At 59.3% G+C, this 23,417-nt stretch carries 14 protein-coding genes and 2 pseudogenes; 7 read left to right on the top strand and 9 right to left on the bottom strand.

All coding sequences use genetic code 11. The features are described 5' to 3' along the window. Positions 1-1,116 precede the first annotated feature (1,116 nt). Positions 1,117-1,368, bottom strand: a pseudogene (locus NLM32_RS46195) (BrnT family toxin). A gap of 554 nt (positions 1,369-1,922) precedes the next feature. Between NLM32_RS46195 and NLM32_RS07210 the strand changes: the two are divergent. The 4 genes and pseudogenes from NLM32_RS07210 (at position 1,923) to arfB (ending at position 7,884) form a co-directional block, all read left to right on the top strand. Continuing rightward, a complete protein-coding gene (locus tag NLM32_RS07210; protein WP_254128523.1) occupies positions 1,923-3,644 on the top strand; it encodes an outer membrane beta-barrel protein in 1,722 nt (573 codons plus the stop codon). 1,036 nt (positions 3,645-4,680) lie between these two features. Continuing rightward, complete coding sequence (locus NLM32_RS07215; RefSeq protein WP_254128524.1) at positions 4,681-6,003, top strand: pitrilysin family protein; 1,323 nt, start codon at positions 4,681-4,683, stop codon at positions 6,001-6,003. Next, positions 6,000-7,373, top strand: a complete 1,374-nt coding sequence (locus NLM32_RS07220) for a pitrilysin family protein (RefSeq protein ID WP_254128525.1) — start codon at positions 6,000-6,002, stop codon at positions 7,371-7,373. The genes NLM32_RS07215 and NLM32_RS07220 overlap by 4 nt, the downstream gene beginning before the upstream one ends. 109 nt (positions 7,374-7,482) lie before the next feature. Next, positions 7,483-7,884, top strand: a pseudogene (gene arfB / locus NLM32_RS07225) (alternative ribosome rescue aminoacyl-tRNA hydrolase ArfB). A 72-nt stretch (positions 7,885-7,956) separates the two neighbouring features. Here the strand turns inward: arfB and NLM32_RS07230 are convergent. Next, positions 7,957-8,262: a hypothetical protein gene (locus NLM32_RS07230; protein ID WP_254128526.1), complete on the bottom strand. Its 306-nt coding sequence runs from the start codon at positions 8,260-8,262 to the stop codon at positions 7,957-7,959. Between the two features lie 417 nt (positions 8,263-8,679). On the opposite strand from NLM32_RS07230, the gene NLM32_RS07235 reads away from it, so the two are divergent. Continuing rightward, the gene (locus NLM32_RS07235; RefSeq protein WP_254128527.1) at positions 8,680-9,192 is read left to right on the top strand and encodes a hypothetical protein; all 513 of its coding nucleotides are present in this window, start codon (positions 8,680-8,682) and stop codon (positions 9,190-9,192) included. 404 nt (positions 9,193-9,596) lie between these two features. Here NLM32_RS07235 and NLM32_RS07240 read toward each other — a convergent pair whose 3' ends face one another. Then, a complete protein-coding gene (locus NLM32_RS07240) occupies positions 9,597-11,201 on the bottom strand; it encodes a glycosyl hydrolase family 18 protein (protein WP_254128528.1) in 1,605 nt (534 codons plus the stop codon). Between the two features lie 460 nt (positions 11,202-11,661). Here NLM32_RS07240 and NLM32_RS07245 point away from each other — a divergent pair, with 460 nt between their 5' ends. Further along, positions 11,662-12,171, top strand: a complete 510-nt coding sequence (locus NLM32_RS07245) for a hypothetical protein (RefSeq protein ID WP_254128529.1) — start codon at positions 11,662-11,664, stop codon at positions 12,169-12,171. Between the two features lie 424 nt (positions 12,172-12,595). On the opposite strand, the gene NLM32_RS07250 is transcribed toward NLM32_RS07245, so the two are convergent. The 6 genes from NLM32_RS07250 to NLM32_RS07275 all read right to left on the bottom strand — a co-directional run bounded on the left by NLM32_RS07250 (position 12,596) and on the right by NLM32_RS07275 (position 21,039). After that, a complete protein-coding gene (locus NLM32_RS07250; protein WP_254128530.1) occupies positions 12,596-13,963 on the bottom strand; it encodes a condensation domain-containing protein in 1,368 nt (455 codons plus the stop codon). Between the two features lie 28 nt (positions 13,964-13,991). Next, on the bottom strand, positions 13,992-15,239 hold the full coding sequence (locus NLM32_RS07255; RefSeq protein WP_254128531.1) for an MFS transporter: 1,248 nt from the start codon (positions 15,237-15,239) through the stop codon (positions 13,992-13,994). Further along, on the bottom strand, positions 15,236-16,210 hold the full coding sequence (locus tag NLM32_RS07260; protein ID WP_254128532.1) for a sulfotransferase: 975 nt from the start codon (positions 16,208-16,210) through the stop codon (positions 15,236-15,238). Before NLM32_RS07260 ends, NLM32_RS07255 begins: the two co-directional genes overlap by 4 nt. Further along, positions 16,207-17,517 carry an aminotransferase class III-fold pyridoxal phosphate-dependent enzyme gene (locus tag NLM32_RS07265; protein ID WP_254128533.1) on the bottom strand — a complete coding sequence of 437 codons (1,311 nt, stop codon included), beginning with the start codon at positions 17,515-17,517 and terminating at the stop codon, positions 16,207-16,209. The genes NLM32_RS07260 and NLM32_RS07265 overlap by 4 nt, the downstream gene beginning before the upstream one ends. Positions 17,518-17,544: 27 nt before the next feature. Next, positions 17,545-19,062 (bottom strand): FAD-dependent oxidoreductase, encoded by a 1,518-nt coding sequence (locus tag NLM32_RS07270; protein WP_254128534.1) that lies wholly within the window; start codon positions 19,060-19,062, stop codon positions 17,545-17,547. 1,110 nt (positions 19,063-20,172) lie between these two features. Then, positions 20,173-21,039 carry a radical SAM/SPASM domain-containing protein gene (locus NLM32_RS07275; protein ID WP_254128535.1) on the bottom strand — a complete coding sequence of 289 codons (867 nt, stop codon included), beginning with the start codon at positions 21,037-21,039 and terminating at the stop codon, positions 20,173-20,175. A gap of 1,411 nt (positions 21,040-22,450) precedes the next feature. Between NLM32_RS07275 and NLM32_RS07280 the strand changes: the two genes are divergently transcribed. After that, positions 22,451-23,095 carry a YopT-type cysteine protease domain-containing protein gene (locus NLM32_RS07280; protein ID WP_254135237.1) on the top strand — a complete coding sequence of 215 codons (645 nt, stop codon included), beginning with the start codon at positions 22,451-22,453 and terminating at the stop codon, positions 23,093-23,095. Positions 23,096-23,417 lie beyond the last annotated feature (322 nt).

Consider the following 23,417-nt stretch of genomic DNA (forward strand, 5'->3'; position numbering starts at 1 on the left):
GCCAATGCGCTGCAAGCAGCGGACAATTAGATAGCCGTCCAGATCAAATAGCCAACCATCGTGCGCCCAACCAAATTCGGCGCGGTGGTCACCCGGCCGTCGGGATGTTCGAGTGACGATCTGCTGTAAATTGACGCTGCATCATATTCGCCGTCGAGAAGTTTTTTCTCGCGTCAGCTCCCACTCGCGTGTCTTGAAAGCTGCTTCAATAGGCGCAGTCGCGCAGTATTTCTGCAACGAAGGGTCGGGGCAGGGGCGTGCCTGAAATGCGCCTGATGCCGCCGCCAACGCTGCTAAACGGCACCTTCTCGGGTCCTCCGCACATTCCTGCGCAGGCGGTGCAAGGATCAACTCGGTTACGCGAATCGGTTACAATCTGTCCCCACTAGCGTTGGCGTCGTCTCCATGACCGGCTCGCGCCGGGCTCCACGCAAGCGCAACTGCAAAGGGTAGTTGGAGCAGCGGGCTTCCACCCGCCAAAGCATGCAGAACCAAAATGGGAGATGAGCCCAAGTCGGAACCAAAGCGCGTGAACGCGTACATGCGACTACGCCGTGGACGCCGTGAGCACGTTTGTGCGCACTGGCATTCTTGGCCGCCTCAACTCGACTTGGCTTTTGAGGTCGGGCGGCAAAACTGGCCAGCCGACAGAGTAGGGAGCAGCGTTGCCCTCCGTCTCAAGAGAGGCGAAGCTCGGCTTTCTGCCGGGCTTCGCCGCTTTCGAATTGCTGCGGTTCTTTGGTTTTTTGCGGAAGGCCGTACCTTCGGCGTTTTGCCTTAACGGCAGTGAGGGGGATCTTAGCGCACCTTGTAAATGCACGATCAGATTGCTCCCGCACTCCTGTCAAGCGACCGATCGGGTATCCAGCCTTTCGATTGACAATCTTCACAAGCGCTTCGTCGTTTCTGGTCTGTCAATTGGGCCAGCCTTGAAATGATCTAGAAAAACGGCGCTGAGCTGTAGCGAAACCGGCTTCTTTGTGGGCGCCTTATTGGGCCGTACCCTTCCGCATCGTTGGGGAGACCTCGTCGAAGGCTTTTGCTTTTGCAAAGTCGCGCTTAGTCCATTCGGGATTATCGCTTACAGCACGCATATCGCTGGCAGTATGGCGCTTCTTAGCGACGATTCGCTTCATAGAACCCCCTTTCCGCTTTACTGGCTGGGCCCATGCTGATGATGCTGACGGCCTCCTTGCCGTGTATCGCGAAATAACGCCGCGAATATTCACGCCGATTGCGCGATAACGGTCTCGCTTGGCTCCCAAGACGACAGCCGTATCGAAGAACTTCTCGTTGAGATCGGCGAAATCCATCCCGTGGTTGTCGAGATTGGCCGAGTCGCTTTGGTTCGTCCCAAATGACCTTCACGAATGTTTTCTTAGCTGAAATGGTTGGACGTCAAGAGCAAGACGTCGCGGTATTTCGGCGGGCCGGCATTGCAGGTCGGGCAAGATACATCAATCTCCCTGGGACGCATCACAGACATTTGGCGCCCTCTGTGTTTGGCTGTTTGCGTTAGCGGCAGGAGTGGAGATCGGCTGACTCCGTATGCTTCAGCCAATCAGCTGACTTGAATCTCTATTCGGGGAGAGCGACCTACTTGAGGGCTGCGTGAAACCGTATCGTGTAAGTCAACAGAACTTCTGCCGCTATCCTCACCGGACCATTACAGAGCGTCCCCCTATCCATCCGCTGGATGCCGAGCGTGAAGCGTGCGGTATGACCAACATCAGACGCGGACTTGTCTCAAAGATCATCGGGCTTGTTGCGAAGGCGACATCACTGACGAACAACTGCAGGGATCGCGCGCCACATCCGATGGCCTAGATCCTGCACAATAGCCCCGTGGAAGCTGGACGACAACGAAGGTTACTCGGCCTTCGTTGCAAGATGGCGCGCGCATTGTGTGTTCGTGAGGTGATATGAGATCTGAACTTTTGTTTTGGGGGATGGCAGCGGCTGCGCTGGTTGCAGGCGAGGTCGTCAATTCGGCAGACTCTAAGCCGGTAGTAAAGCTCCCGCCTGTCTTATGGAGTTGGACCGGAGGATATTTCGGCGGACAGGTCGGCGGGGGTTACGGCCGCACATCATTTGGTGATCCCTACGGTCCCTCGATCTACGGCGACGTGGTCGACACCCCTGTGTTCCTGGCAGGAGCGCAGATCGGTTACAATTGGCAGAGGGGCCGCTGGGTTTTTGGCCTCGAATTGGATGCCAGCGGCGCCATCTCGGACGGTGCAAACACCTGTCTTGCCGCTTCCGGTGTGCTCGTGAGTGCAAACTGCAACGCAAGTCCGGACGTCTTCGTCACTGGGACCGGCCGGCTGGGTTATGCCTTTGGGCCGCAGGGCCGCACGCTTGCCTATCTCAAAGCAGGTGTGGCCTGGCAACACAACCGCGGCGATATCGCCAACGGTAACGAGTTTCGTAGCGAGACTTACCCTTCCGGATGGGCACCACAGAATGCAACCCATGTTGACTATGGTCGTGCCGGGGGCATCATCGGCGCGGGCGTCGAACACGCGCTCACCCCGGCGTGGTCGTTGAGTCTCGAATATGATTATCTGATGTTCGGCGGACCAACTGTGGTGACCCCTTCGACGCTAGAATATCCACCCTTGGCAACGGTGCCAGCTAACGCCACCAACTTGTCTAGCGGCTACCAGATCGGCAAGATCGCTCTGAACTACCATCTTGACGCCGATGCATCGACGCCGCGGTGGTCGGACACGCCGCTCTATCCGATAAAGCCGACCTTTCGCGCGCCGGCTATTCCCTTCGCCGCAGGCTGGTCGCTTGAAAGCGGCACACGGCTCTGGCTGAGCCGAGGAAAATTTCAATGGGAAAATGGTCCGCCCGGTCTTGTGTCGAGGCTGACCTATCACAAGCTGGATGGGATTTCCGGCGAGATGTTCGAACGGGTTGACAGCCCCTGGGGGATCTTCCTGAAGGGCAATATCGGAGTCGGGCTCTTTAACAGCGGGAATATGAATGATGAAGATTGGGGCTTAGCTTGGGAAGCCGGAGATCCCATGGCCTATGCCAACACAATCTCGGGTCAGGCGAACGGTAGGTTCATGTACTACACGGTTGATGCGGGCTATGATTTTTTGCGTGGGAGCACGTACAAGATCGGTGCAATCACCGGCTGGACCTATTACAGCCAAAAGTCTGATTCGACAGGATGCGTTCGGATCGCGTCGCTTTACTGTCTCACGCCGGGCGATCAAAGGACAATCGGCAGCCAAGATACCAACTGGAATGCGCTGCGCATCGGCCTCAACGCTGAGACCATGTTTCTCGATCGTTGGCGCGTGAGCGCCGATATCGCTTATTTGCCCTGGACGGATTTCCAGGGGCGCGACAATCATCTGCTGCGCGACTTCACGACCTTCATTGATCATCGCGGGAGTGGTGGTCGTGGGGTACAAATAGAAGGTATTCTATCGTACCTCATCACCAGCAATTTCAGCGTCGGCGTCGGCGGCCGCTACTGGGCGATGTGGAGTCCGAGAGATAGTGAGCAATTCCACACCGGCACCATGCAGACGCGCACCTTTCCCGTCACCTCTGGGCCCTACCCTGCGAACTATCGCATGGAACGATGGGGCACCTTCCTGCAGGTCTCCTACAAGTTTCACTAAACTCGTTCCCTCGTCGCTCTACTCTTCAAAGACACCGACTAGAGGGCGACCATCAAAGACGAAAGCTTAGGTCCCTTGCCTCCTGCAAACTGCAAGCTCTTTGAGCCGTCAAAGCTCAAAAGCTTGCGCTGTTGTGATGGGAGGCCAGGCGCTGCCGGCGGCTAGAATAACGTGCTTTTTGCCGACAGATCTGCCATCACGCTCCCCACATCCTAAATGCGGTGGTTGGCCTTTGATAAAATGGCGTTCGATCACGGTCAGATGCGATAACCGCAAATCGCACGTCGATTTCTCTATGGCAAGCTCCTGGTCTCGAGATCGTTCTGCACTCGCGCCGCAGTCGCCATTTCCACGCTCGCGCAAGTCTAACGGTTGTGAAACGACGATCGCAGCTTTCTGCAGCCTTGACTGCTGATCTGATCACAAACCGAACAGCGGCATCCTGCTGGGACCATGCACAAGTTCTCGAACTGGCGATGATCGCGGCCACCCATTCACTTGGCCTGTCATTCGAGAGGACACGTAGTGGGCAGTGCCAGCACGCACTAGGCGGGTCCAACTGCGCTTCGTAAGAAGAGGAGTCTCGATAGCCGCACCCGTTTCAACGCGCGCACCGTGTCCGATGTATGACGATGTGTGAAGATGCTGACACGCTGAATAGGGTCACCAGGTTGCAGTTCAAGCAGTTTCTCCTTTGGCACGACTAATGCTTTTGTTTCGTCGGCGACGCGCCTGGCCGACGAGATCCCTGGAGCAAGGCGATCTGTCGATTGGTTAGCCAAAAGCATGGAGCATCCGACAAGTGACCTCGATCATGACGACATTTCTCATCCGAAACCAATCGCAATGGGGCATGCAAAAAGCCATGCCGATCCAGCGGTTGACGAACCGTTTTGAAATCAATGCCGCGCCCCTTCGACGGCGCGATCTGGCTTTCGTTTCGAAAAATCTATTACGTCTGCTGTCAAGACTTCCGACGTCCTCATCGCGATCGGCCGTTTGCCTTCTAGCGCGGGTCCTGACGTGCGCCTTCGTAATGGCTGGTGTATCAGAAAAGAGTCTTGCGAGCTCCATGCAGCACACCAGCTTTGCGCTTGGTAACGGCCTGCAAGTGGTCGTAATCCCCGACCATCGCACACCAGTGGTGACGCAGATGATCTGGTACAAAGTAGGCTCCGCAGATGAGGCGCCGGGCAAATCCGGACTCGCTCATTTTCTGGAACACCTCATGTTCAAAGGCACAGAGGAGCATGCGATCGGTGAGCTTTCGCAGATCGTGCATCGCGTCGGTGGAAGCGAAAACGCCTTCACCTCCACTGATTTCACTGCCTATTTTCAGCGCGTCCCGCGCGAACAGCTGTCGACCATGATGGACCTCGAGGCCGACCGGATGACTGGGCTGGTTCTGAAAGACGAGAACGTGCTGGCCGAGCGCGACGTCGTGCTCGAGGAGCACAACATGCGGGTTGCCAACAGCCCTGAGGCGCGGCTGTACGAGCAGATGAAGGGAGCACTCTACCTCAATCACCCCTATGGACGGCCGGTCATCGGTTGGCGACGAGAGATCGAAAATTTGGATCGCGAGGACGCGCTCGCCTTCTACCGCCGCTTTTATGCACCGAACAATGCGATCCTGGTGATCGCGGGCGACGTCGAAGCCGCCGACGTGCGCCCGCTGGTCGAGCACAATTTCGGCTCGATCCCGGCACGGCCCGCTATTCCCGCACGACGCACCCGTCCCCAGGAGCCGGAGCCCGCCGCCCCGCGCACCGTCACGCTGTCCGATCCTCGCGTCGAGCAGCCGAGCGTGCAGCGCATTTATCTCGTGCCCTCAGCCGCGATGCCCGGCGAGAGCGAGGCACTCGAGGTGCTCGCGCAATTGATGGGGGGCGGCAGCAACTCCTATCTCTACGGTGCGCTTGTCGTCGACAAACCGCTCGCGGTCTCCGCCGGCGCCAGCTATTCTCGTATCTCGCTGGACCCGAGCCAGTTCTCGATCTCGGCCGCGCCCAAGCAGGGCGTCAGCTTCGCGGAGGTCGAGCAGGTCATCGACAACGTGATCGCCGACACCGTGCAGAATCCCATCCGTGCCGAGGATCTCGAACGGGTCAAGAGCCGGCTCATCGCGAGAGCGATCTACGCCCAGGACAGTCAGGCGGTGCTGGCGCAATGGTATGGAGGCGCGCTGACGACGGGCCTGTCCATCGAGGACATTCGCAGTTGGCCCGACCGCATCCGCGCCGTGACTGCCGAACAGGTACGCGCTGCCGCGCAAAAGTGGCTGGAGAAGAAGCGCTCGGTCACCGGCTATCTGATCAAGGACATCACCCCGGCCAAGCGCGAGGAGAAGCGCTCGTGACTCATTTCTTCCTTTGCACGCGACGCACTGCGCTCTCTCTTGCAGGCGGACTCGTCGTTTCGCTCGCGGCGACGACGCTGTCGTACGCTGCTGCCAAGATAGAGCATTTGATCTCACCGGGCGGCATCGAGGCCTGGTTCGTGCAGGATGCGACCGTGCCGCTGATCGCGATGGAGTATTCCTTTGCCGGCGGCGCGTCGCAGGACCCCAAGGACAAGCCGGGCGTGTCCAGCTTGGTTGCCGACCTGCTCGACGAAGGATCGGGCGACCTCGATTCCAAGAGCTACCACGAGCGGCTCGAGCGCCGCGCCGTCGAGCTCAGCTTCTCGGCCTCCCGCGACACTTTTCGCGGCAGCTTGCGCATGCTCAGCGACAACAAGGACGAGGCCTTCGAGCTGCTCCACACGGCGCTGACCTCGCCGCATTTCGATCCCGTCGACGTCGAGCGCATCCGCTCGCAAGTCATCTCGGGTCTCCGCCGCGACACCACCAATCCGACGGCGCTCGCCAGCCGTAAGTTCCTCGAGATCGCCTTCGGCGCTCATCCCTACGGGCGCCAGGCCAGCGGGACGCTGGAGAGCGTTCCGACCATCACGGTCGCCGACATGAAGGACTATGTCGGCCGGGTGCTTGCCAAGGATAGCTTGAAGGTCGCGGTCGTCGGCGACGTCGATCCCGATACGCTCGGCACACTGCTCGACCAGACCTTCGGCAGCCTGCCGCCCAAGGCAAAGCTGACGCCGATTGTCGACGTCGAGGCGGCCAAGCCGCCGCAGCGCGCCTTCGTCCCGCTCGATGTGCCGCAGACCGTCATCGCCTTCGGAGGGCCCGGCGTGAAGCGCAGCGATCCGAACTTCATGGCCTCCTACGTCGTCAACCACATCTTGGGCAGCGCCGGGCTGTCGTCCCGGCTCTATAGCGAGGTGCGCGAGAAGCGCGGGCTCGCCTATTCGGTGTTCGAGTCGCTGCTCTGGATGGAGCACTCGGCCGTGTTTATCGGCAATACCGGCACCCGCGCCGACCGCGCGGGCGACACCATCGATGCCATCGAGAACGAAGTGCGCCATATTGCCGAGGACGGCCCGACCCAGAAGGAGCTCGACGAGGCGAAGTCCTACCTCAAGGGCTCGCAGATGCTCGCGCTCGACACCTCATCCAAGCTCGCGCAGGCACTCCTGCAGTATCAGCAGGACAAGCTGCCGATCGACTACATCGAGAAGCGCAACGCCATCGTCGATGCCGTCACGCTGGATGACGCCAAACAGGCCGCCAAGCGGCTCTGGGGCCAGGGGCTGCTCACCGTCGTCGTCGGCCGCGCCCCGCAGGCCGCCGCACAGCCGGCCGCCGCGCCGGCGGCTAAGTCGAATTGATCGGCGGCTTTCCTCCGCCGATGGCCGGACTTGTCCCGGCCGTCGGCGCCATTCAGGATGCGCCCGTGCATGCCCGATGATTCCGGGCATGAGGAATACCGGTGCCATCATGCTGCGGATATCCCGCGACCTTGTCATCGACGAGGACGACATCGAGGTCGGCTTCGTCCGCGCCTCTGGGCCGGGCGGGCAGAATGTAAACAAGGTCGTGACTTTGGCCTAGCTGCGCTTCGACAGGCGCAAGCTGACGCCACCCGAGGACGCCGTCATCCAGCGCCCACACTGCCGGCAAGCGCATGACCAAGGACGGCATCGTGATTCAGGCACGGCGCTTCCGCACTCAGGAGCGCAACCGCCAGGACGCGATCGAGCGCCTCCTCGATCCTCCGCGGGGCCATGGCGCGGCCAACCCCCGCGACGCGCAACACGGCCGACCGCCGCGCCGGCTCGACAGCAAGAAGCGCCGTAGCGATATCAAGGCCGGCCGCGGCGCAGCCGCTTCGACGACTGAGCATCCACAGCTGACTTGGCAAGAACCTCCGGCCGTAGAACGACCGGAGGTTCAACGTCTGGAATGATCGAATTAGTAGCGCTTGCCGGTAGCGGTGCCGCCCGGTGCGGAAACGTCGCCCGTCCCCTTGTGTACGGCGCTGCCGGTCGTGCTGACCGTACCCTTCGTTCCCTTGGTCGGCTTCATGCCGACCTTCTCGCCGGCGGCCCCCGGCTCCGCGTTCAGCTCCTCGTCCCCACTGCCTGACACCGTACCCTGCATCTGTTTGCTTTGTACGCCGCGCAGCTTGGCGTCCGATGATACGCCTTGCGCCAGGACGGGCCCTGCAAGCAGTGAAGAAAAGGCGCATGCGATCACGGAGGTCTTCACTAACTTCATCCATTTCTCCTGGATTTTATTCGCAATGAACGGTTCGGCTACACAACGCCGTTCGCCCGATCCGAACCGTCCCATTCAATGTGTGCGGCCGAATGGCGCGACCGTCATGCAATCCGGATCGTGTGGTGATGGTTTAGAGATTTCTGGGCGGTTTCGCGGAATTGCGCTCCTCATATGCGGCGGCGGGGAACACGGATTGGCATGCGAGCAGCGTGGACTTATCCCATGCATTTGCCGCTCCGGCGAGGCTAGATTGGCCGGATTCACCGAGGAAGCCATCCCCGTCCGCCAGCCTCCAGAGCAAGTTGTCAATCGCATCGCCGCCGGCGAAGTGGCGCCAACGCGTCAAATGTTCTTGAATCGGTCGTGGCGTCAAGTTGTACACCGTACCGAGGCATATCCGCGAAGTATACGTAAATGAAAAAAGCCATTCTCACTGTTGTACTATGTTCCGTTTTCGGTTTGCTCGGGCTGAATGTGGTTGCGCTCGCGGACTCCACCCGACGCTATGATTGCACCATAGACGGGACGGATCGAGAGCCGGTAGGCGATCGAAATGGACAGCACATCATTGTCAGCCTTCAATACACCTGTCGTGTCGCTGATGGGCCGTTGAAGGACGCGGGAATCACGGCAATATCGGTCAGCGAGTGGGACGGTGAGAAAGGGACGTACCTGGCTTCTCTCGACGTTCACCGCGCGCTCGAAGGATTTGCAGTTGGCCAGCTCTTGGAGGGGATCGGCTCCTCAGTCATGGAGAACAACAGGACCGATGGGATCGCAGCTTCGGGTAAGACGGTGTTTAAGTTCGCATCCGGCTCGTTGGCCGCTCTCTCCGGAAAGACTATCAGATTTACGACCAAGCCCGCCGGTGCTCGCCGGTTCGAGATAGAGTTCACAGATTGGCCTGAAGCTGCTCAACCGAAATGACGCAGCGGGTCGAGATTCAGTCAATTTCGAGTGACGATCCAAGCACGATTTATTCTTACCCTGCACGACGGCGAGCCGCTCGGAGCGAATTCGCCGTTAGCACTTCGCGATCAGTGCGCATTCGCCAGTACTCGCTAAGCGGGCTCAAGGCATGGTCTCCGATCTTGTTTACGCCTAAGACTTCGTGACCCAAGCGTGCTCCTTGGCAAAACTCATGTGTATCTGGAGGATCGCTATCCTACTCGGTCTCAGTCAAGGCTCCAGGCAATCTGGCAAGCTACGGCCGAGCAGGGAATCGCGGCCCTATGGGGGCTATCGGTTTTCGCTTTTGGCAAATTCTCGCCGGCAGGACCTGCAAACTCTATCAAGGCAGCAGGATATGATCTTGAGTAACTGGAATTCCTCTAGCCTGGGATGTTGGCTTCGCAGTTATAATACTGTCCGGAAAGCCTCATTTTCGTGCAAGCCTCCTTCAGCACGTCCTTCGGGCTAGCCCAGTTCGGTTTCCATTGATCTCGATCGAAGCGAACGTTTTTGTATAAATCCCACATGATGATCCCTGACCGAGAATGCTTTATTGTCTCGTCAATGATCTTCGTCAGATCCTCTCTGGTAAGTGGCAGATTCCCGCTTGCTGGTTGTCCCACTTCAAAGCCGACCGTGATCGGTGGCGCGATCAGGAGTTTGCGGGGCTGAATTGAGGCTCGAGCGCCGGTTCTCGATCCTGAGACTTTTGCGTGCAAGTCTGCAAACTTTGAATCTGCCGGCAGTCCGTCGCCATTTTTGAGCCAAATCGCGGACTGCGCATAGTAATAGTTTGCCTGTCCTACGAGATCGCATGGAATGTAGGTCCGGGGACGGGTGCGCTCACAGTCCAGTTCACCAAGATCGTAGGACATAATGCCGACCTGGCTTAACTTGTCGATCTCCGCCTTGTGGAGCAGGGCGGTGTTGTAGATCAGGCCATAAAGATTGCCGCCCCGCCATACACCTCCATAAGCGCCCGAGTTCGGAGCGACAGTGTCCCAATTAGCCGACATATTGGGGATCCCACCGTTGGCAGGCGCTGCAACGCTGACATTCAAGGATCGATTGTTGCTTGTGATCGCGTTGTCCAGCGACTTCAGAATTGCAGCGAACTTCTCGACCGTCCACGGCATAGCGCGTGGAGCCTTGTCGCTGTCAGGATTGAGTTTCATGGCGTCGTCAAATACGTCAGCTCCTATGCCAAGCTGCATCAAGGCCTTGTCGTCTAACATCTCCGCTTTCATCGCATCATTGGTGGGTGCGGGTGGCGTGATATTGTCGGGAGTCAACGTCCAAGACTTGGCATTGATGTCGGCGTGCCAGAACTCTTCATAATCGACATCGATGCCCGTAACCCCAAGATCATTTGCGAGCGCAACGATGTTCTTGTATGCGCGATCTGCGTCGCTTCCTATGATGCCGCTTTCAAATTGAGGACGAGGAATCACAGTCGAAGGATTCGGAAAGATATCATACGCTTCATACTCCGGGCCGCATGAATTGTTCTTTCCTGCCGTCGCATCGTAGATTTTGGGATAACAACTGAAGTTCCATCCGCCGACTGCTATGGAGGTTTCCACGCCATGGGCTTTTAGATCGGCGACGATCCTTTTCAGAGTCTCGAAGTCGCCTTTCGGATCTCTGTTCTCCGTAGAGACAGTCTTGGTTGTGCCTTTGTCACTGCTACAGGTATAACCAAAAAGTCCCGTGCAGGTCAGATCATTCGAAGTGTATCTGATCAAACTGGGCTGCACGAACGACAGCACGAGGCTGTTGAAATTTGTCTGATCGTGTTCGATCTTTTCGCTGAGCTCCTTGAGATTTTCCAGACTCGCGTAGTAATCCGGTGTGCCTTTCTCTGCTCCGGGACCGGTCAGGTAGTAGGCCGAAATTGTGGGCGCCGCGAGCCCATTCCCGGCAAGGCAAGATGTAAGCGTGATCGACAATAGAGCCTGGCGCAATGTTCTTCTGCCGCTCATCATTTTTTCCTTTTGACAAGATCGACGGCTGCCCTGCTTCCTGCGTACCGCAGCCACCGACGCGGTAGCAAGCGATCAGTCCTCACCAGGCTCGAACCGGCTATTTCGCCCCAGATCTGTGAACTGTTGCGCAAACCCCTTTCGGGCGGCTTTTGGCTGTCTGAGGGAAGGTCATCCTCAACCGGAGCTTTCCCCATATCTGTCCAAGCCCCGCGTGCCATCCACGTCAGGCGCCACAACGTTGGACCGCCAAGGAGCAGCGAGGTCGACTTTGCCGTGATAGCGGCGTGCGCCAGAATTCAGAGTTTCCGTAACGTCCGATTATAGGACGCTTGACTCAAGGGCGCGGATACTTGGCCGCGGTTCGCGCAATGTCCTGTCATCGTGGCTGAAGGAGCTTGAATCGGTCGTGGCGTCAAGTTGTACGTATCAAGCGGAGGATATCCCACGAAGGCATAAGCGGATGAAGACATCCTTTCTCGCGATCGTACTATGTTCCGCTTTGGGTTTGCTCGGGCTGAGCGGGGGAGCGCGTGCGGACACGATCCGGCGTTATGACTGCTCGACAGACGGGGTTGATCGAGAGCCAATGGGCGATCGGGATGAGCACGTCATCATCAGCCTTCAATATACCTGTCACGTGGCCGACGGGCCATTGAGAGACGCCACGATCACGGCGATTTCGGTCAGCGAGTTGGATGGTCAGAAAGGGACGTCTTTAGCGTCTCTCGATATTCACCACGCGGTCGACGGATTTGCAGTTGGACAGCTTCTGGAGGGGGTCGCCCTCCTAGTTATGCGGGATAAGAGACCTCTTGGCATAGCTGCATCCGGTAAGATGGTCTTTAAGTTCGCATCCGGCTCACTAGCGGCGCTGTCAGGAAAGGCAGTCAACTTTACGACCAAGCCGGCCGGATTTGGTCGGTTCGAGATGGAGTTCTCAGATTGGCCTGAAGCCGCTCAACCGAAGTGAGCCAGCCTTGCGCGCCCGGCTGGCTTTCTGGAATCAGTCAAACCGTATGGACAATGTGGAAACGCGGCTCGAACGTCTCGTTTGTTGTCGGCCGTGGGAGTCTGGGCAACGTCTTGATGAGTCCGCGACAGAATGGTCGCGTCCTGGAAAAAGAAGAAGACATTAAGCTAGCCTACATCATAAGCGCGGTGCCCGCGCTGGCCCACCGTTACGGGGACGGGGGCCGGCCACTGTTATGGGAGCGGCACCGTGACCTCGCCGCTCCTAAGAGTTCCATGATCGTCGATGTCGCGCTGAGCGATCGTGCTGAGCGGTCTCTTCGCGACTGCGCATATCACTCCAACGCAGCTACGCTTGGACGACGTCCCTAGAACACCAGTTCTTCGATCGGCAAACGTGAGATTCTTGTGCGCCGGCAGCCAAGTCAGTCGTCCACCACGACCGGCCGCGGTAACGCACCGCTGATCCCGTTGGCTAGCTTTGTGACTTCGGCGAAATAGCGGTCCACCGCGCTGCGGGCGGTCGGCGTGCCGGGGTGACGGAAATTCAAGCAGATTCCATCGTGTGACCGGCTGACCCACACATAGACCTCCTGCGGGTCGTTGCTGCGGCTTATCAGAAATCTCGTTCGCCAGCGCGCCCAGCAATCCGACCCTGGAACCACCCGATCGTCCATATAGGAGACCATAAAGCGATCGCGCAATGCAGCCCCTAGCACTTCCATCGCTTTGGAAAAAGGCACCTGCGCGGTTTCTTTGGCCCGCTTCAGTTCGAGTCCAACGGATCGTAGTAGATCTGGGAACGTGTCGGACACTGGGAAGCTTACTGGGCTCATCCCGACATACCACCCAACCGAGTTCTTCCATCGCGTTGCGTTTCGCGTGTGAAAGGGAGCGACGGAGTGAAATTTCTTTTGGTTGCCCAGCGCTTTTCCCGCCAAGGCCAGGCACGCAAACATGCCTGCCATTGTATGTCCGCCTTGGGCGCGGCACGCCCGATCGAACCTGACTGCACTTTCCGCGTCAGATAGCCAGATCCGTCTGGTTTGCTGCAGGGCGGCGGCGCCGCCCAATGCACCGACTGACACCGGAAAATCGGGCAGTTGACCGCCGGTGGCCGCAATTAGCTCGCGCCAGTGTCCGATCACCGGATCCCCGTCGGTCAGATCGCTCACACGAGCGCGCTCGGAGACGGCGTACTCCAGATAGCTGTGCGCCGGAGCCAGTCGCGGGGCCACGCCCTGAATCGCCGCGGAGTAGAGTTCCCTGATCTCGTAGGGTACCGAGGCCATTGAGTAGGCATCTGTCACCGAGTGGTCGGAGGCGATGACGAGAGTGGTGCATCCGGGCCGGCTGATTGTTACGAAGACATGCGGTGGCCAGCTCAGCGGTTCCGTTTTGGTGTCGAACACATCTTCTAGCGTCCGGGCCAATTCGCCCGGATCAGCGTAGTCACCGAGCTCGACCAGATCGAGTGCTGCCGCGCCCGGGCCGACCGTCGCAAGGTGGATCGCAGTACCGTCCCTGTCGAAGCGGCAGCGTAGTGCCTCGTGCCGGTCGACCCAGCCAAGGATCGCCGAGCTCAGTGCTGTCGTATCGACCTCGCCCGACCATTCAAACGTGACGCCCAGCCAGGTTGGCCGGCCATTCTCGAAACAGCGAAGGTGTTCCTCCTGAACATAGGACGGGCGACGCGGGTCCGGGCGCCATCTGGCCGTGCCGGGCACGCTGATGCGCCACAAGGTCAGCCGGCCCGGCCGCAAATCGAGGTCCCCGAGATCGTTGATCTCCATGCACAGTCCTGCCAGCCAGTCCGTGGTATCAAAGATGCAAGCTGTGGGTGTGGCGCAGGGGCGATCGCCAGATCCACAGCATGGAGGCCGCGCTCAGCACGCTGCTGGCCACTAGCGCAGTCCGCAGTCCAGGCCCGGCGCCGACCACACCGCCAAGCAGCGCGCCTAGCGGCGCAAGCCCCCACACCAGGCTGCGGATGCTCGCGTTGACGCGGCCCAGCACCCGAGGCGGAGCCAGCGCGTATCGAACGGAGACTTGGTGTACGTTGTAGATCTCTTGACCAAACGACAGCATGAACTGGGACAGCGCCACGCAAATGACTGCTGCCGGCGGCGGCTGCGTGAACAGTGCTGCCAAGGTCATGCCTGCGCCGCTAAGTGCCAAGGCAGCCATCAGCACATGCCCAAGGCCGATCGCGCGGCCGGCCCACGCTGCGGTGACCGCGCCCCCAATACCACCCAGCGCGCCGATGCTGAGAACTACGCCCGTGGTCCAGCCGTCCAAACCAATATGTTGGGTCAGATACAGCAGAAAAACCGCAGAATAGGCGTTGTAGCAGAAGATGAAGCTGCCAGTCGCAAACGTCACCGCCCGGAGAATCGGGTTGCCAAACACGGTCGTCAGTCCTTCCGCGATCTGACTGATGACTGAGCTTGATCCAGTTGCCGGCGGTTCGGCCGCACGTGTCGGCAACAGCGGCAGCAAGACGGCGGCCAGCACGAACGAGGCCGAGTCGGCGAGAATCGCGGTTGGCGCGGAGAACGCGCTGACCAGCCAGCCTGCGAGAAACGGACCGACGGTCACCACGCAAGATCTGCTGAGTTGCCAGGAGCTCTGCGCTCTGACGAGTCGAGCACGATCAACGACGGTTGGCACGCACGCCAGATAGGCGACTTCGCCGATCACCGCAGCGGTCCCGACAAGCGTGGTTGCCATATACAGTTGGACCATTCCGAGCCAGCCAAGACCAGCGAGCAGCGGAATGGTTGCGAGCGTTGCTGCCATCACTAAATTGGCAGTCAACAGGATGCATCGGTGTGGTAGGCGGTCCACGATCACCCCGGCAAGCAGGCCAATGACGAGATACGGCGCCCGGCCGCAGGCGAGCAGCAACCCGGTCTGCGCGGGGCCCGCTCCCAGCAGAGTGATCGCCGTCAGTGGTAGCGCCAGCACTGTCACTTCGGATCCCAATTCCGACACAGTGCGCCCGACGAGCAGCGCTAAATAGCCGCGCGGTAATCCGCGAGATGGGGGGGAGATCTCGGTGGGATTCATGCGTCGATGGCCGGGCTCGAGGTCGACAGATAACCCAGCCGGGCCAATTCGCCGCCGGCGATGCGCTCGAATTCCGCGACTTCCGTGAGTGTCAGATCCTGCCTGAATCGGCCGAGGCGGCCTGCGTGCAGCGGTTTGCCCGCGGACTCGGCTGCCGGATGGCCGTGCGGCCTTTCGAACAGCGCATGCTTATGTTCGGCGTGCCGCAGCACGGCTTCATCCCAGGGTAGCTGCAGGTGATCCAAAATCTGCATGAGGCTGGGACGAGGGCGAGTCACCAAATCCTCGTAGCGCACCTCGAGATAGCGCGCCGGCGGCGCGAGGAGATGCGGCCGGGATACGACTTCAAGCCATCCGTGCGCGGCCTCTGCCACAGTTCGGTAACCCCAGTCTGGCACGGTTCTCAAATGCGAGGCGGCAAGGTCCCGACCATCCCGGACGATGTGCACGAAATGCGCATCGGGCCATAGCTGTGCGAAGACGTCGATTTGGGTGATCTTGCGTTGAAGCTTCAGTCCCCAGCGACTTGCCCCTGTTCGTAGCTTACGGAACTCACCGATCTCGTTGATCAGCCTGCATCTGTCGGCGAATGAGATGATATCGCCCGCCGTCTCATCCATCACCTTGGTAACAAGCTTGTGCACGTCATCAAAGTTCAGCCCGAACCGCTGGCATTGTACCACGAAGTGCGCGCCGTCATACCAGAACGGGTCGATCGCACTTTTGGTGGTGCCGCTGACCCGGGGATCGTTAGCTGCGAGCAGGTCGGTCGCACCTAGAATGTGCGGCCCGAGGTTCGGCGGTTCTAGGAAGTCGATCTCCGGTCCGACCACCAGATCGGCATGGGAGTCCAGCATGACGCTCAACAAAGTAGTGCCGGATCGATTCTCGCCACCGAGCAGCACCGGCGAGGTGGAGAATAGGTCGGCCTTGGGCATGGCAGTGTCGGCTGCTCGACTGCTGGTGTTCATGGATGGCTCGCAGCGGTGACCCAACGCCGTACGGTGTCCGGCGTTGCGATGAAGTGATCACCGGCGAACCGCACCGCAGCGGCGATCGGATCCGGATTGTCGCAAGTAGCGTCCACCTGGGTCAGTGCCGCCATCAGGGCCTGTCCGGCGGCATCAATCGCACCTCGCACGTCGGCATCGGAGACCGCGGCGGACGGCATGAAACGGCCGCCATACTGCATGAGGAAGCCGCGCGACCACATTTCCTGAAAGAATGTGTGACCGAGCTCGGCATTGGCAAACACGACGTCGAACATGGTCGGCCATGCGAACGCGCTCGCCTGAACCTGATGGCGGGCGAAGACCTCGTTGAGGCCATCGATGAGGTCCTCGCCGACCTGGTGCATCCGGGCGAGCGCGGTGCCGTCGCTCAGCGCGTCGAGGGTGCTCAGGGCGGCAGCGAACGGGGTGATCTCACGTTGATAGGTGTTGCCCATGTATGTCTTTTCGGCGGCACCAATCACGTCTGCCCGACCAGCCACGGCCGATAACGCCATGCCGTTGGCCAGTCCCTTGCTGAGTGTGATCAGGTCGGGCGCAAGCCCGATCGCGGTGTGATAGCCGCCGAGGCCATAGCGAAATCCCGTCATCACCTCGTCCAGGAGGAGCAGGGCACCGCATTGGTGCACGAGATTTTGCAATTCGCGGTGATATTCGGGCGGAAAGAAGTTGACCTCCGGAGTGATGATCACAGCAGCGACCCGTTGCGCTCTGGTCAGTCTCTTGAGCAGGTCAAGGTCATAATGGAAGTCGATACTGTCCAGGTCCCGGTCGGGTAGTCCCATCCCCGGACGGTCCTGCAAGTGCCAGTCGTGCCAACCGTGATATCCGCTGGTAAGCACCAGGTTCACACCGGTATACGAACGAGCAAGGCGGACTGCGGCGGTCGTGGCGCAGGAGCCAGTGCGGAAAAAAATCGAGCGCTGCGCGAGCGGGAATGTCTCCGCTAGCCGCTCGGCCACCTCGATCCGATGCACGGACACCGGCCCGGGCAGGATGCCGCCGGTGCGACGCATTTCTGCAGTCACATGATCTACGACCGGTTGATATCCAGCTCCAAGCGGCGCAGCCCCGCTACAGGAGGTGAGATCCACGTATTGCCTTCCATCGACATCAAAGACATGCGCACCGGAGGCATGGCTCATGACGAGGGGAAAACGCCGATTGAGATCCCATTTCTCCGACGCAGTGATCCGCAACGCGCGGCGCAGTGCGGATTTGTGCGTATCCGTCGCGGTCAACGTGCCGTGGGGTGTGCTGGTGAACATCAACAATTCTCCGATCGCCGTGGCCTGTCAGGCCAGCTGCGTGAGGATTCTCCGAGCGATCCGCAGCGCGTTCGCCTGAATGGTGAAGGTCGGATTGACGCCGCCGGGATACGGGAAGAACCCGCCGTCCGCGACATAGAGATTGTCGATATCGTGCACGCGACCCCAGCGGTCGACCACGGATTCTCTTGGATCACCCCCCGCTCGACAACCGCCATGCAAATGGCCGCTACCGAACTGATAGTTGGAATCCTCGTAATCGATCTCTTTCGCGCCGGCCTCGGCCAGCACGTCCGATGCGCGTCGGGACAAATAGCCGAGACGGCGCTTGTCCAGCGGATGGGTGCAGTATTCAAGAATGATGTTGGGTAGACCGTGCCGATCGCGACTGTTGGCCAGTCGAACAGCGTTGCTGCGCATGGGCTGATCGGCCGCCAGGAAATGCACTCTTAACGGCACCTGTCCCTCGCCGGCCGCCCGATCTGCCGGACTGGCTTCGTAAATAAGTCCACCGAGGCCAGAGGGCGCATCACTGTCGAGATAGTGATCCGTCATCGCAACCGTGGAGAACGGTCCGCCGGTCGAATGCGAAGGCAGCCGATTCATTGTGATGGTGCCAGAGACGTAACCGCTGATCTTGAAACAAATGCCCCTGCCGACCATGCCCGTGGCGTTGCCGATGCCGTTGGGGGCCGCTCGCTGCACTGAGCGTAGCAGCAAGGCCGCAGATTGAATCGCGTTGCCAGCGAGCACCATGCAGCGGGCGTGGACCCGTGCGCGTTGCCGGGTGACGGTGTCCAACCATTCGACTGTATCGGCGCGGCTGGTGCTGCCAAGTTCGATATGCACAGCTTTGCTGCCCAAGTTAACCGACAGGGCGCCGGGTGGCAGCCAGGCGTCGGCGAATGGTGAGTGCGCATCGGCACGCGCGCCGCTTGGACATGGGTGTTCGTTGCACGGGCCGCACCGGTCACAAGCCGGCCGGCCGCGGTAGGGGACCGAGTTGATCGCCAGTGGGGTCGGGAACGGCTGCCGGCCTAGGCGTCCGCCCGCCGTAGCGATCAATCTGCCCTGCAAGCTATATCTGTGCGGTGGCAGCACGGCGGGATCACTGGGCGGTTCGAGTGGATCCGCGCCAGCCAACCTCGCGACCCCGATCCGCTGTTCGAGCTCCTCGTAATAGGGGCGTAGTTCGTCGTAGTTGATGGGCCAGACCGGGTTGAGCGCATCGGGGGCGACATGCGCTCGTGCGTCGAAATCAACCTTGCGATATCGGAATGCGATGCCGGCGTAGAGTGTCATTCCACCACCGAGCGCCGACACGGTCCACGGCCAGCCGATCGGCCTCAAAGTACCGGTCGGGGAGCGCACCAGGGCGGCGGCGTCAATTCCATTTTGGACCGTCGCAAATGAGGCGCCAGTGGGAAGCCTCAAGCCCGCTTCGAGGACGTGTACCCGGAATCCGTTTCTGGCGATCTCGTGGGCGACGATCGAGCCGCTGGCACCACTGCCGACTACACAAACGTCAACGGCGTCGGACGTCATTGCCCCACCTATGGCAAGGAACATCGGCCATACCTCATGGCGACGTGCCCATAAAGGACAGGTCAGGACGGCTAGTGAGAACTGTCAGCGCCAGCGTCGAACGTACGCCTGATCAGACCGTCGCGACCTACTTCGAGACTTATACAATATGACGTTCCGTGCGATTCAAGTCCCTTGAGCGCGCCCTCGCCTGAATGAGCGTGAGCATGTTCAAATCCACCGAAGTAGCGAGCTAAGAACTCTGAAGAAGAACGGTGCCGCTAACCCTAAAGCACTTGGTGCAATAGGGTGGCAGCGGCGCTGAACGTCATCTCATTGTCGCTGGAATGGAAGCTCAGCGGGAGTCGAGCACGGCCTTTGACACCTTCAGTAAGGACGATCTCGATAGGCGGGGATATTACATAGGTTTGGGTCGCTCCCCCCGATTGCGGCTCATGTCAATCGATGAGGCTCAGCGCCTCAGTGCGATGTGTCGGTCGCTATTGCCGTGGGCGCAAGCCCCGTCGCGACGCGCCACCATAGCCCTTATTCGTCCTCGCCAATGCTGGCCAGGTATGACTCCGGCAAGCCGACCTTCCGCGCAATCGCCCGCAGGTCAGCTAATTAGCCCGGATCGGTCGTCCTGTCGTCTGGGATCGTTGGAAGATTGCAGCAGAGCGCCAGCTCTGCCGTGCCGTCGGCAAGTCGGGCGACGACAGGCTCGGGTCGATAGGCTGCGACGATCGGCTCTGAATAGAGCCGATCTCGTTCGGCATGGGTGAGAGTAGCGATTGTGCCGTAAACCCGCCCGTTATGATAGGCCACTAACGTTGCACGGTTTGATAGCCTCAGCGCAAGCCGCTTGAGATAGGCCTCTTGAGATAGGCCTTCTGAAATCGGCCGGACGAAGACCTTTCGCCATCAAGCCTTCCGGGTCCATGAACAGGCCATGGAAGAAAATCGTCACTCGCTTTGCCATCGAGAGATTCTAACGGTTCCGAGAACCGATCGGCGCATTTGGCTCGCCCCGGACGCCCTTGTGGAAACCCGGTCATCGCCTGGCTGTTAGAGCGACGCACTTTCGCGCGAGTCGTGCGCAAGGCCAGGGCGTCGCCCCCCCCCACACACAAATCAGCATGCCAATGCCGTTGGCTTAGCGAATTCACATATCCGGCAGAGAAGAAAACCGTCCTCTCCGTTCATGCGATCGACAATCTTACGAAAAGTCGGTCCTTTGAAGAGATCTTGATATTCATCGCGGAGAAGATTGCCCAGGATGTGGCGTCGCTCAAAATCCATGCAGCAGAGGGTGACGTCGCCGTTTGGGAGAAGAACATTACGATGTTCTCGTTCGTCGACGCACGTGAGCGCTCCGACGATCGGCTGTCGTGCCTCAACGATCTTTGGATCGACGCTTCCACCCCTGCTGCTCAGCGGACGCGAACGAACCAGCGCTTGCTCGGGGATTATGTCGACAAGCTCGGGATGAACCTCGCCCATGACTATGAACAGCGTCGATGGAATGTCTGCGTCAACCAGTTGACGCATCATATCGACATACTTGCGCCTGACCAGGCGACTGTTCATGTAGGTGCCGTCATCAAACACGTGCACCAGGAAAACTCGGAATTGCAGCGCTTGCAAGCGTCGTAGATTGCGCTCGTTCATTCCTGCAAGTGTCGTGAAAATCCGGATGCCATGGCCAGCGGCGTAGGCATGCTCAACCATTTCGGTGCAAGCCGGATTGAGCCAGGGCTCTGAGTACCCGGCAAAGCTGATGTCGACAGCTGCAGGTACGCGCGCAAGGCAGCTCTTGAAATCTTCGAGACGAAGATGCTTTGCGTGGGACACGGCTCTTTGCCGTTCGGCGAACTTGTCCTGAGGACAATAAGAACATCCGACGACGCAGCCCGTTGTCGTAGTTATCTCCAAGACCCTGCCGCCAGGAGGGATTGCAGCGCGCAGGTTCTGTATATTCTCCGGGTATGATTCAACCATTTGCTGGGTTCTCCGGAAATGGCCGGAACAAAGCGCGTTCCGACGCAGGACCGCCGATTTACATTCTTCATGAGGAGTTACTCATGCATGTTCTCAGTCATGCATGATCTCGGATGACTGGCGATAACGCGACACAGCTCACGACGAAACGATGGTTGATCGAGATATCCCACCTCGTGCGGCTTTCCTCCCGCCGCCCAGTTGAAATCCCGGCAGGGGTACGGATCTGCCGGAGCAAGCGCGTCGAGCACAGGACCGACTCAATGTCGATATTTCTGCGGCGTTTGGTAACCGCCGGCGCAAAATCCACTCACCAGTACGCCGGCATTGGTCATTGTTTTCTCAGTTCTCTCACCTCTTGCGATAGAAGTTGGCCATGCCATTGAAGCTCGCACCAGTGGGCAGTCAATCGGCTGAATTGTCACAACCAACGTTGGTCCGGGTTCATGCGATCGAGATCGTACAATGTAACGTCACGTACGATTCAAGCTCTCTCGAAATGGAGCGGAATGGAACGAGCACTCGATCCATCAAACCTGACCACTCCGCCGCTGGTATCGCGCTCGACAATGATGAATAGACCCTGGTGGGCCTGATTGCATATTCTGGACTGAACCTAAATCGGTTGATGAGACGACCCTTGCACGTGTGAGATCTCGTGCAAAAACCTATCAGCGCGGCGCAATTACGAGAGTTCGCGCGCATCATTAGGCGCTTCGCCGAATCTTCCGGCTCCCCCGTTAGCTTGCTCGCCGAAGACCCGGCGGATGATACGCTTCAAATCGACACGAAAGGTACAGTGCTTTCTTTCTATCTATGGTCCGTCGCGAAACCTATTTCGCCATCGCTCGACTGCAAACGTCTTCGAGGTCCCAGGGGATCCTCTGCCTGACATGGGCCGCCATCACCACGGGTCGCGCGCTGCCTGTATACGATGCTATTCCCGTCCAAGCTCCGTCCGATTCTCGGTCGCGCCATGATACCCTTTTTTATGCTCGGTCTTCGTCATGCTCTCCAAGCCGAGCAACACCTGCCCGTCAGTTTGGGATCAGCTTGTCTGAGTATCATTCGCAGCCGGACCTAAGCAGCCTCAGTTCTCCGCGAAGAGACTTGACGCCGAAGGGAAGCGAAAATCGTCATGTACAATCGAATCAGTGGCCCATCCACGTTCCCCAACCATGCTCACGAGCCGACTCAGTCGACGGACAGCGACCGCTTTCAGCAAACATTGGCGGGCATGTCGTCCCGATCGGTGCCGGATCCCTATGCAACTTTGTCTTCGGCGCCAACACGGCCGTTTTCGCTGGTTTCCCAACCCCCTGTCATGGAGTTCGAAAGGCTACCATTTGGCGGAACCAGGCAAAATCTCACCTCGCGGAGGAGGCTGCCACCTGGGGATTTGCCTGACAAAATGGGGTGCTGCGTCAGCACGCCACAGGCCACGGATCCGCATGATCCCGGTACATCCTCTGCGGCGAGGCCGGTCACCCACCTGTTCGACTACAGGACGGCCGAATTGCATGAGGCAAATGTAGACGGCATCTGCGTCGGGTTGACGGCGGAGTGGCTCCGCAATCTCCACAACAGCCCATCAACGCGAATGAGTGCGCTAACACCCGGATCACAAATGTACTATTCAGCTGCTGAGCGGCAGCGGGAGTATCAAGATGGCAAGGACCAGTTGCGACTCGAGGGATTAGGAGACTCTCAGGCAGACCTAGAGGCACAAAACAGCATGTTGCGGCGGGCAGGCCTGAATCCATCCGGAAAGGAGAAGGTCTACGGATTCGGCGAGCAGTCGAGCGTCTCGCGCATGCTTGGGAAGATCACCAACGACGGATCGGAGTATTTGCTCACTTTGTATTTCGCCGAAGGAGGCTCACACACAGTTGCGACAGCGGCGCAGGGTAGAAGAACCACACTCTTTGACCCCAACTATGGAGAATTTACCGTTCAGTCAGAGGAGATGGAGGACTTGCTCCAAAGCCTCGCCAATCGTTACAGGGACCCCAACGGGCGGCATTTGTCGTCAATCACCACACAGAAGATGGAGTGAGTCTGGCCTGCAAGCTCGTGGCATGTTCCGCGCGGCGGCAACCACAGCACAGCCTCGTTCCGCCAAAAATGCGGCAATCGACTCCGTGCGTACATCACGGCTGCCGGTTGCGGAAGGCGGACCGCTGGGCGTTGGGTGAGAGCCGGCGCTGGCTGCGAGTTTGAGCGGTGCGACTGGGGATAGCCGGTACGGGCAGTTGTTAGTTTGCGCGGGTGACCTCGTGGCAGAGGACGCGTCGGCTTTAATCGTTGTCCGGCGCCTTTGTGCCCTACCGAGCTAAGGCGCCTACGCGTGGGTTCCTTTTGGGCGTTGTTACCTTCCA

The organism is Bradyrhizobium sp. CCGUVB14, assembly GCF_024199935.1.
GTDB lineage: Bacteria > Pseudomonadota > Alphaproteobacteria > Rhizobiales > Xanthobacteraceae > Bradyrhizobium.

Bases quoted from the DNA above. Each gene is read 5' to 3' on its own strand.
- NLM32_RS07210 (WP_254128523.1), top strand. From the start codon at position 1,923: ATGAGATCTGAACTTTTGTTTTGGGGGATGGCAGCGGCTGCGCTGGTT.
- NLM32_RS07215 (WP_254128524.1), top strand. From the start codon at position 4,681: ATGGCTGGTGTATCAGAAAAGAGTCTTGCGAGCTCCATGCAGCACACC.
- NLM32_RS07265 (WP_254128533.1), bottom strand. From the start codon at position 17,517: ATGTTCACCAGCACACCCCACGGCACGTTGACCGCGACGGATACGCAC.
- NLM32_RS07235 (WP_254128527.1), top strand. From the start codon at position 8,680: ATGAAAAAAGCCATTCTCACTGTTGTACTATGTTCCGTTTTCGGTTTG.
- NLM32_RS07255 (WP_254128531.1), bottom strand. From the start codon at position 15,239: ATGAATCCCACCGAGATCTCCCCCCCATCTCGCGGATTACCGCGCGGC.
- NLM32_RS07260 (WP_254128532.1), bottom strand. From the start codon at position 16,210: ATGAACACCAGCAGTCGAGCAGCCGACACTGCCATGCCCAAGGCCGAC.
- NLM32_RS07240 (WP_254128528.1), bottom strand. From the start codon at position 11,201: ATGATGAGCGGCAGAAGAACATTGCGCCAGGCTCTATTGTCGATCACG.
- NLM32_RS07245 (WP_254128529.1), top strand. From the start codon at position 11,662: ATGAAGACATCCTTTCTCGCGATCGTACTATGTTCCGCTTTGGGTTTG.
- NLM32_RS07250 (WP_254128530.1), bottom strand. From the start codon at position 13,963: ATGGAGATCAACGATCTCGGGGACCTCGATTTGCGGCCGGGCCGGCTG.
- NLM32_RS07270 (WP_254128534.1), bottom strand. From the start codon at position 19,062: ATGACGTCCGACGCCGTTGACGTTTGTGTAGTCGGCAGTGGTGCCAGC.
- NLM32_RS07280 (WP_254135237.1), top strand. From the start codon at position 22,451: ATGGGGTGCTGCGTCAGCACGCCACAGGCCACGGATCCGCATGATCCC.
- NLM32_RS07275 (WP_254128535.1), bottom strand. From the start codon at position 21,039: ATGGTTGAATCATACCCGGAGAATATACAGAACCTGCGCGCTGCAATC.
- NLM32_RS07230 (WP_254128526.1), bottom strand. From the start codon at position 8,262: ATGAAGTTAGTGAAGACCTCCGTGATCGCATGCGCCTTTTCTTCACTG.